Annotated in this window: 8 protein-coding genes; 1 reads left to right on the top strand and 7 read right to left on the bottom strand. The window is 45.4% G+C overall.

Translation table 11 applies throughout. The annotated features are described in order from the left end of the window. Positions 1-21: 21 nt before the first annotated feature. A complete protein-coding gene (locus XMA152_RS10220) occupies positions 22-162 on the top strand; it encodes a hypothetical protein (RefSeq protein ID WP_173483529.1) in 141 nt (46 codons plus the stop codon). Positions 163-424: 262 nt separating this feature from the next. Here XMA152_RS10220 and XMA152_RS10215 read toward each other — a convergent pair whose 3' ends face one another. The 7 genes from XMA152_RS10215 to XMA152_RS10185 form a co-directional block, all read right to left on the bottom strand. Next, complete coding sequence (locus XMA152_RS10215) at positions 425-1531, bottom strand: HlyD family type I secretion periplasmic adaptor subunit (RefSeq protein WP_217364032.1); 1107 nt, start codon at positions 1529-1531, stop codon at positions 425-427. 92 nt (positions 1532-1623) lie between these two features. Beyond that, positions 1624-3867 carry a type I secretion system permease/ATPase gene (locus XMA152_RS10210; RefSeq protein WP_173483527.1) on the bottom strand — a complete coding sequence of 748 codons (2244 nt, stop codon included), beginning with the start codon at positions 3865-3867 and terminating at the stop codon, positions 1624-1626. Between the two features lie 221 nt (positions 3868-4088). Next, complete coding sequence (locus XMA152_RS10205) at positions 4089-4484, bottom strand: hypothetical protein (RefSeq protein WP_173483526.1); 396 nt, start codon at positions 4482-4484, stop codon at positions 4089-4091. Positions 4485-4734: 250 nt separating this feature from the next. Beyond that, positions 4735-5892: an HlyD family type I secretion periplasmic adaptor subunit gene (locus XMA152_RS10200; protein WP_173483525.1), complete on the bottom strand. Its 1158-nt coding sequence runs from the start codon at positions 5890-5892 to the stop codon at positions 4735-4737. Beyond that, positions 5892-7988, bottom strand: a complete 2097-nt coding sequence (locus XMA152_RS10195) for an ATP-binding cassette domain-containing protein (RefSeq protein ID WP_173483524.1) — start codon at positions 7986-7988, stop codon at positions 5892-5894. Before XMA152_RS10195 ends, XMA152_RS10200 begins: the two co-directional genes overlap by 1 nt. A gap of 10 nt (positions 7989-7998) precedes the next feature. Then, positions 7999-9222 carry a TolC family protein gene (locus tag XMA152_RS10190; protein WP_173483523.1) on the bottom strand — a complete coding sequence of 408 codons (1224 nt, stop codon included), beginning with the start codon at positions 9220-9222 and terminating at the stop codon, positions 7999-8001. A gap of 18 nt (positions 9223-9240) precedes the next feature. Next, positions 9241-9501, bottom strand: a complete 261-nt coding sequence (locus XMA152_RS10185; RefSeq protein WP_173483522.1) for a hypothetical protein — start codon at positions 9499-9501, stop codon at positions 9241-9243. Between the last annotated feature and the right edge of the window lie 3 nt (positions 9502-9504).

Here is a 9504-nt window from a genome sequence, read left to right as displayed (position 1 = left end):
ACAGCTATTACACCCGCACTAATGCAGCCAGCTACAGCGGAATCTGCTGCCGCTGGAACTGCATCGGTAGCTGTTGCACTACCTCTCTGTTCAGCAGAAGCCGCGTGTGCATCTGCAGTTGCCAAATCCCAGCGCGATACCTCTTCTGCTGATTCACGTTGAGAAACGAAGTCATCTTCCTCAACATGCTTCTTCTAAATTATTTCAGCAATCTGTTTTAGCTGAATCTCCCTGATGTCCTCGAGATCTAGCTGTGTACCCAAAACTTCTTGGACCGCTGCAGGTAGCTGCTCTATTGAAGCGCCGTCTTTAATGAGTTTACGAATCGCCTCAACAGCAATTCGCGAGCACTGTATTGGTATCATCGATTTTTTAAAGTAGTTTTTCGTTCAGCATCATTTTCTTCACTGATGATATTTATGAGCTAGCGCTCACCCAAAGATTCAGAAAATGTTTTTACTAATGGTTTAATAATGTAGCTGAGTACCGTATTAGTACCCGTTTTAATTTCAACCATAGCTGTCATGCCCGGTAAGATTTCCAGTTCTTTAGTGAACTTACCATTGAAACGACGGCCCTCTGTCTCAACTTGAATTCTATAGTAAGGCTCTTGTTCAGACTGGGTCTGCTCGCGCAGCGTATCAGCACTGATGTAGGTCAAGCGCCCATCGAGGTCTCCGTATATTGTATAATCATACGCATCAATCTTTACGGTTGCGGGTAAGCCTTGCTGGACAAAAGCGATATCTGCGGGGGTTACTTTGGCTTCTATGATCAGCCGATCATCAACAGGTACTATCTGCATAATCTCTTCACCAGGTCGTATAACACCACCCTCTGTGGCTATCGAGATATTCTTAACAATGCCATTGACCGGTGCCGTAAGAGTAGTCTGCTTCAGCTTATCTTCACGTTGTTTAAGTTGCTGCTCTATGCTGGCGAGCTCTTCCTCTAATTTATTCAGTTCAGATTGAGCATCACGGAAATACTCATTTCTGACGTTGGTAATCTGCGACTTCATCTCTGCCAACTGTCGCTCCAGCCTTAAGAAGTCGGCTCGGCTCACATCGCCTGTTTTCAGAAGAGGACGGTTAAGCGCCAGCTCCTGCTTAATAAGAGCGGCCACCGATTCCATTCCCCCTACCTCCTCGTTCAAAGAGGATTGACGTTTGGCAAACAGTTGACGCTGGTTCTCAATAAACCCAGGATAAGCTTCAAGAATCGGATCAAATACTAGAGTAGTACCAAACACCTCACTGCGTAACCGCGCTATCGTTGCTAACAGGCCAGCTTTCTTTGCCATAGACTCTAGATAGGCGCTCTCCACCTGAGTGCGCTCAAGCACAGCAACAATATCGCCACGTGCGACTCGGTCACCCTCTTTGACTGCCAAGCGCTCTAGTATCCCGCCTTCCTGAGACTGGACTACCTGAGTTTTACTGCTTGCGATGACCTCTCCCGGTGCTCGGGTGATCTGATCAATCTTTGCCCACTGAGACCAACCCAGAAAAGCACCTACAGTCAAAAACATTAGAAACAGAATCCAGCGAGGCCCTCGCAGCGATCTGCGGGTTTCCCCACTGCTAAAGTAATCATCAGGTCCTTGAAGAAACCAAAACAGCTTCATGATTTCTTCTCCGAATCAGACTTACTTTCAGTAACCCACCCCTTGTCCGCGCCATGGTCAGAAACAATGGGCTTTGCCGTCTCGGCTTGAACCGGCCTTCCATCACTCTGCTTCAGCATCGCAATAATTTTGTCTCGGGGCCCATCAAGAATAATTCGTCCTTTATCCATAACGATTACCCTATCGACGTGTGGAAGGATTGCGATTTTATGCGTGACTATAACTAACGTCGACGAGCGCGGCATCTCATTGAAGAGGTGACGCATGACCATCATCTCAGTTTGGGTATCCATAGAGGCTGTTGGCTCATCAAGGAATAACAAGCTAGGTTTCAATAGCAGCATGCGTGTGAGACCCACTAACTGTCGCTGCCCTCCAGACAAACCTCGCCCACCCTCGGTAATCTCGAGTTCTAAACCTTTTGGATTAGCTTGGATAACACGATCGAGCCCTGTCAATTTGCAAGCAACCAGTATTGTTTTATCGTTTGGAGATGGAAGACCTAAAACTAGGTTATCGCGGAGCGTTCCATTAAATAGGCGCACATCTTGTGGCAAGTACCCTGTGTGCTCACGAATAAATTCAGGAGCAATTAGAGATGTATCAACACCATCAAGGAACACACGCCCTTGCTGGGGCTTGTATAAACCAGCGAGTACTTTTATCAGAGACGATTTGCCGGAACCTATGCCCCCGAGCACAGCAATCCGCTCACCTGAGCTAATTTCCAGCTTTGACAACTGTAAAGCAGGGATCTCGGGATGGTAGCCAAATTGAACTTCTTCAGCTTTCAGCTGTCCGTCGCATCCCTCAGGAATCACCAAACGTACCTCGGGCTCACGCTCGCCCGGCATCTCCATAATGTTGTCGAGAACATCTAACGCGATCTTGGCCTGTTTCCATTGCACAATCAGGTTAGGAACCTGCGCCAGAGGCGCTAGTGCACGACCACCGATGATCGAGCAGGCTATCAGCGCTCCCATGGTAATCTCGCCTAGAGTGATCAAGTACGCTCCGACCGCAATCATGCCAACATAGCTGACCTGCTGCATCGCCTGAGTCATATTGGTCGATAGCGTGGAGAGCGCACGCATTTTCAACTCGCTCTGCGCTATGGTGCTGGTTAGTTCACGCCAACGATCTAGCTGCTTCCATTCGGCATTCACAGATTTTACTGACTCAATTCCGTCAATGGCCTCAATCAACAAACCATTCTTGAGGTTGGATTCTTCCATATGCATTGCGGTGAAGCGCTCAATCGGCTTGCGGAAAAACATACCCAGCAAGAAAGACAGCGGAAGGACTAGCAGCGGCACGAGTGCAACCTGACCTCCTATGATTGCGATAACGCCGACAAAGAACAGTGCAAAAGGCGCATCAGCAAATATAAAAAGTGTCGAAGAGGTCATGAAGTTGCGCACAGACTCAAAATGGCGAATCTGTGATGCGAAGGTTCCGACTGTCTTAGGTCGCGCATCAAGGCGAATATCTAAAGCTTTACCGAAGAAGACTGAGCTCAAGTCCTGATCAATTGCCTTACAAGCTCGGTCCACCATATGAGCCCTAACCTGCTTAACAATCAACTCCAGTATAATCGCAATCGCCACGCCTACAGTAAGCACGACCAAGGTCGAATAGCCTTTAGTTGGTACTACACGGTCATACACCTGCATGGTGTACATCGCCGAACCCAAGCCAATCAAGCTAATCAAAAATGTGGCAAGGATAGCTTCCATGAAAATGCTACGGTGCGCACGAACAGCAGTAGCAAACCATTTGCTTGCAGAGCGATTGGCACGCATTCCCTCAACCTCGGCCACGCCCTCTATTCGCAGCGCGAATAAGGAGCCAGATTTCGCATCATCAAAGAGCAAATCCAGCTTTTTACCTTGATCATCTTCGGCAATCAGACGATTTGAAAGGTTGCCGCGAACGAGCAGTGCTTTTTTTCGATCTGACGAAACCCAAAGAAGCGGGAAAGAACTGGGGTCCAATTTATCAGGTGATTGATCAATGACCGTCATTGATGGAAATCGTGTACGCCAACGTTCAACCAAACGGTCTAGAAGGTCTAAACCAGCTAGGTCGGCACCATCAATTGTGTGATCGACCATACTGAAACGGTGAGCTGGGACCGCATAGCCCAACACACCGGCTAGACGACTTAACAGTCGTCCTTCAACATCAAAACTTTGGATCTGTCCGTTTTTGGTACTCACAGACGCCTCATCAAATTCCATATCTAAATCCGTTTTAGGGCTCTTCCGCTATCAAGGATAGCACCTGTCAATAATTTCACTTTTGCCGCACTAGCAAATTGTGCAGCGCAGGAGTCGGTTAGCAAGAAACACCTGTATCATTTCACGCTGCACATTAATTACATCCAACCAGGTTTTCTTGACAGCCCTATACTTTCGCAGACAGGACTCGACCAGCCCCTCATTTGATTCAACCAGCTCAGTTAAAGCGGTAATTGATTCATCGCTGTATGATAATCGCGAACCAGGCCAGCAAAATGCCGACACAACTGTTCTTTGGTCACGCGCTCGCTCTCATCAAAGGATCCAACCCCCGCAAATGCAAAGATAATGTATGAATATAATGAAAAGCCGTCTTGAAGAAGGTACTGAATGCCTAGGTAAGCAGTAAATTCAGAATACTCAAACGCATTGAGATTGCTGACGTGCTCGTAGATCTTTATACCGAAGAGGCCAACAAAAATTTTTGCACCTACGTCATCGGCAGACGAAGAGCCCAACTCAAAAAATACTTGCGGATCAGGCCGCCAGCTTTGGTATTCAGCTTCGTATTGAAATTGGAATTTAGCGCGATCTATGTGCCAGATGAGTTTGGTCATGGTTAACACCTTATCTTTACATGGGGACCGATTACATCTCTATTTAACGAAACATCCTAACATTAGAAGCCATTGAACCTGCACGCAAATAAAAGTTTATTTTTTGAGAGTAAATATATTAGTTTAAACTCTTGATTAGCTACTCAAAACCTTCAACACCCGAGCAGGATCAATGAAGTATTTTGTAGCGGGTTGATTTTGACCATTTCCCTCCGTTTGTACCAAAATACTAGGAGACCGTCAGAGCGTTTTAGCGCTCTCCCAATGACTCATCAAGGGTTTTGGTGATTGGTTTAGACAGGTATTGAAATACTGTTCGGCTACCGGTTTTTATCTCCACCATCGTTGTCATCCCGGGCTGAATTGGGAGCTCGACATCCGGCGTGCCACTGAAATCGGTATCCTTTATGGTCACGTGCACTCTGTAAAAAGGCTGCTCTTCTCCGCGGACCTCTTCGGTCAGCGTGTCAGGACTGATATAGCTAATTTCACCACTAAGTGAACCGTAGATGGTGTAATCATAGGCATCAAACTTAACAATAGCTGGTAAGCCGATATGAATAAAAGCGATATCTGCCGGTCGCACTTTAGCTTCTACGATTAGATCCTCTTCTACAGGAACGATCTGCATTACCTCTTCACCAGGCTTTGCCACACCACCAATGGTTGTAATTCGAACATTACGCACTAGGCCATCCATTGGTGAGCGTAATTCTGAGGAAGAGAGTTGGTTCTCTTTTTGAACAAGCACTTGACGAGCACTGGTTAGCTCTTCTTCAGTAGCAGCCAACTCCGCTTGAGTCTCTTTTAAAAAGTTATTAGACGTTGTCGATATCTGATTTTTTATATCGACCAACTGTCGACGAAAACGAAGAATATCAGTCCTACTGACGTCGCCAGTCTCTAATAGAGGCTGGTTTAGTTTAAGCTCTTCCTCGATCAGGTTTTGCATTTCGCGCAAAGAGTCTAGTTCTTGGCTAATAGCGGTTTGACGCTTGTCCATTAAAACCTGTTGGTTGGATACGAATTCAGTGTAGTCATCGAGAATTTGTGGAAATTCAGGATCGCGATCAAACAACTCAGCTCTTAGACGTGCTAGCTTAGCTTCAAGAGCGGCAACTTTAGAGCGACTCTCAAGGTAAGCAGCTTCGACTCGAGTTCTATCAAATAGAACCAATAACTCACCAGCCTTAACACTGGAACCTTCTTTGACAAAAATCTCGGATATCTTACCGCCTTCTGTAGTTTGAATTATCTGATTCTTAGAGCTAGTGATTACCTGACCAGTCGCTCTTGAAATCTCATCTATGACTGCCCAGCGGGACCATAAAATAAATGTAGCTATGGCAAATAGGCCAGCAACAACTAAAAGATGGGAAACCCAATAAGTTTTATTTGAACTCTGCATTAGTTTGCCTTTTGCTCAGCACTTGCAGACTGTGTTTTACCAGTAAGCTTGGCTACAACTTCATCACGCGGGCCATCAAGTTGAACACGACCGCCCTGCACTACCACTATCCTAGAAAAAATTGATAGTAGCGCTGTTTTGTGAGTAGTGACTATTAAAGTAACACCCTCTTGCGAAAGCTCTTTAAGCAACTGAACTACTTTCACTTCAGTAACTGAATCCATTGGTCCTGTTGGTTCATCCAATAGTAAAACCTTAGGGTTGGCTAATAATATTCTTGTCAAAGCAATGAGTTGTCGTTGACCGCCAGAAACGCCCTTACCACCCTCGGTAATTGGTAAATCAAGGCCTGCAGGTTGCCCAACAATTAAAGACGCTAAACCTGTACGTTTTGCAGCTTCTAAAATTTTTTCTTCACCTGGATCAGGAAGCCCAAGGAGCAAATTGTATCTCAGAGTCCCACTAAACAATTTAGGATCTTGTGGTAAGTAGCCGATCTGTTTTGTAAGTACTAGAGCATTGAGCGCGGCCATATCAATACCGCCAACTTGCACCTTGCCCTCGAGTGGTCGATACAGGCCGGACAACAATTTCAGCAATGTCGATTTACCCGAGCCGATTGGGCCAACTAAACCAACAGCTTCGCCTGCTGCTATATCAAGACGTTCAATATCGAGCACCATCTGCGACGTTGCGCCATAAGCGAACTTGCATCGCTCTAAGTGATAGTTTGAGGCGAGTTTTTCCGGCAGTAACGCCTCATGCTGCTCATCAGCCTCATTTGGCAGATCAATGATCTGATCTAGTCCCTTTAGGGCAGCCTTCGCTAAGGCCCACTGCATCATGGCACCGGGCAGTTGAATTATCGGCTGCATAGCTCGGTTACCTATGATTGAACAGGCCAATAAGCCACCCATGGTAAGCTCATTCTGCGTCGCCAGATAAGCACCAGAAGAAATAATTGCGATGTAAGCCAACTGCTGCAACGCAGCTGTGCTGTTTTGCGAAAACGCTGTGTATCGACGCATTTTGAGCTCGGATAGACCTGCTTCAGCGACGAGTTTATTCCAGCGCGACTGCATAGCCCACTCGGCCCCCATAGCCTTGAGCGCCTCAGCACCATCCACCGTCTCCACTAAGAGGCCGGCTTTCTGGTTACTCGTTGCAAGTTTAAGGTGAGTATGCTGATGAACTAACCGTTGAAAGATAAGTCCAACTATCAAAGCAAGCGGAATAAAAATGAGCGGCAGTATAACGATCGGACCGCCTACAGCGTAGATGACAAGTAGAAACAGTAACGAGAAAGGTACATCAGCCAACGCAAAAAGCGTAGTAGATGCCAACACCCCACGCACCATTTCAAATCCTTTGACCTGAGAGGCTAGGGTACCGACTGATTGAGGCCGCGCCTCCATGCGCACACCCAGCATACGGTCAAAAAACCATTTGGACATGGCATCGTCAACTTCATTTCCTGTTGAGTCAACTAGATGGCTTCGAATAAGTTTGAGGACCCACTCAAGAAGAATTGAGATTGCAACCCCTACAGTAAGTACTTTTAGCGTTTCAAAACCGACATTTGGAATAACTCGATCGTAAACCTGCATGGCATAAAGGGATGTCGCTAATGCCAGAACACTGACTAATCCAGTGGCTAAAAAAGAACTAAAGAATACAGGTTTATGTTTAAAAACTTCACGCCATACAACACCTAACGCTGAGGGCGTTGTCTTACTTTGGTTCGACCTATGGGGAATTGAGATAGCACTCGAACCTTCAAGTGTTAAAGCCGTAGGTTGACCTGTTTCAACCGATATCGCCCTCCAGTTTGTTGGATCTAATTGAGCTTCAACAATAAACCATTCATTTTCTTTAAATAGAATGAATGGCAAATTAGATGGCTTTGGACGAAGAATTGCTTTTGGTGTTCCATCCAATTGAGCCAAAGTCCAGCCCTCTTGAATAATAGCAACAGGTGACTTGATATGATCCTGATCAACTAGAAAATTCTCGATTTGCTCCAATCGATCCAAAGCAATCGATTGCTTACCTAATTTAGCAGCACGAGAAAACAATAAAGAAAAGTTGGTTGTCATGTAAAAAAGCTTACTCAGATAAAATGTTTGTTAATTGGCCTGCGTGGCTCAACAAACGCAATTTAGAAATTAAAGACTGCGCTTTAATATCTTCATACGCTAACTCCGCTTGAGTCATTTCACGAGTAGCGTTTAAGACATCTATCCAGGTTTTACGACCAGTAACAAACTGACGCATATAAGAGTTAAATACTTCAATGGATATTTGGCTGGCATTTCTTGCAGTTGATAGCATGTTAGTAGAAGAGGTATAGGAAGCATAATCCGCTCTTACAAGCTGTTTAATCTCTCTAAGAGAGGCATCTTTTGAGTTTTCAAGCACTCGTATTAATGACTCTGCAGCCCGAATGTTACTCATCGCAGATAAACCAGCACCCGGCTGTGCCTGAAGCACCAGCATAAACCTATTATCTGTTACCTCAGATGTATTGGTATGTTCGAATCGTGCTACTAACTGAGGAAGAATGGCCCCTTTTGAAATTTCAACTTCCTTCTGAGCTGCAAGAATTTCCATAGACAATCTTTTGAGAATTGGCGAATAGTTAGCCGCTTGATCCATCAGAATATCCAAGTGAGCCAGTTCAAATTTAGAGAGTGGTACGGAAGAGATATCTTCAACTACTAAACCTGTGAGTTCTTCAAGAGAGCCTAAGGCGGTTTCATAGCTTTGTGTAAAGGTTGAAACATTGGATTTGGCTTGTAACAGTCGTGATTCAGCCAAATTAAGATCGGCCCTTGAGTTGATGTCTTGTTTTACTCGACGCTGCATCATTTCAAACAACTTTTGATGCTTTAATACACCCTTATTGGCTAGATTCAACTTATTTCTGTTAGACAATGCATCAACATAAGCCTCAACAACTCTTAATTGAAGGTCCAAGCGTGCTTCATCAACAGCACTGATAGCCGCATTTTTTGTCAATTCAGCTGCATCAATAGCACCCTCAATGCGGCCGCCCGTCCAAACTGGTTGATCAACTCGTAAAACCGCAGTCAAGTTTCCATCACCTGATGCTGTTTCTAAACTTGGTGTTGGAAAACGCCCCCAATTTGCAGCTTCAAGGGATGCATCGGCGGAATCAACCTCGGACAACTTGCTGACAACCAGTGGGTGGTTTTGTGTAACCATTTGAATTGCTTTTTTCAAGGTTAGCACATCAGCTGAGTAAACATTAGCAGCCAAAAAATTCGACGTTATGAGCAATAATAAAAGACTCAAATTCTTGAGCTTCATAATTATTTAAAACCTATATTAATGTGTTTGGGTATTGCTGGTCTGATCTGGCGCCAAGACTCCACGCAATTGTGATTCATGTCTTGCACGTAGTGATTTCAACTGAGTTTTTAAAGTCATATTAAGTTGTTCTAACTGTGCTTCATGGCGACGCTCGACTGCTTCGCGCTCCGCATTAAACTTTTTCAGCATCGCCGCCCGCTGGGCATCAATGCGCTCAAGCAGCTTAGTCTCTTCAGCGGCCATGATTGTTTCCAGTGCTTTTGTTTTGTCGTCCATTGA

The organism is Marinobacterium sp. xm-a-152 (assembly GCF_013282965.1).
Taxonomy (GTDB): Bacteria; Pseudomonadota; Gammaproteobacteria; order Pseudomonadales; family Balneatricaceae; genus Marinobacterium_E.
The sequence above is the reverse complement of the archived record's forward strand: the minus strand, read 5'-3'. Positions and strand labels throughout refer to the sequence as shown.

Bases quoted from the DNA above. Each gene is read 5' to 3' on its own strand.
- XMA152_RS10220 (WP_173483529.1), top strand. From the start codon at position 22: ATGCAGCCAGCTACAGCGGAATCTGCTGCCGCTGGAACTGCATCGGTA.
- XMA152_RS10215 (WP_217364032.1), bottom strand. From the start codon at position 1,531: ATGTTTTTGACTGTAGGTGCTTTTCTGGGTTGGTCTCAGTGGGCAAAG.
- XMA152_RS10210 (WP_173483527.1), bottom strand. From the start codon at position 3,867: ATGGAATTTGATGAGGCGTCTGTGAGTACCAAAAACGGACAGATCCAA.
- XMA152_RS10205 (WP_173483526.1), bottom strand. From the start codon at position 4,484: ATGACCAAACTCATCTGGCACATAGATCGCGCTAAATTCCAATTTCAA.
- XMA152_RS10200 (WP_173483525.1), bottom strand. From the start codon at position 5,892: ATGCAGAGTTCAAATAAAACTTATTGGGTTTCCCATCTTTTAGTTGTT.
- XMA152_RS10195 (WP_173483524.1), bottom strand. From the start codon at position 7,988: ATGACAACCAACTTTTCTTTATTGTTTTCTCGTGCTGCTAAATTAGGT.
- XMA152_RS10190 (WP_173483523.1), bottom strand. From the start codon at position 9,222: ATGAAGCTCAAGAATTTGAGTCTTTTATTATTGCTCATAACGTCGAAT.
- XMA152_RS10185 (WP_173483522.1), bottom strand. From the start codon at position 9,501: ATGGACGACAAAACAAAAGCACTGGAAACAATCATGGCCGCTGAAGAG.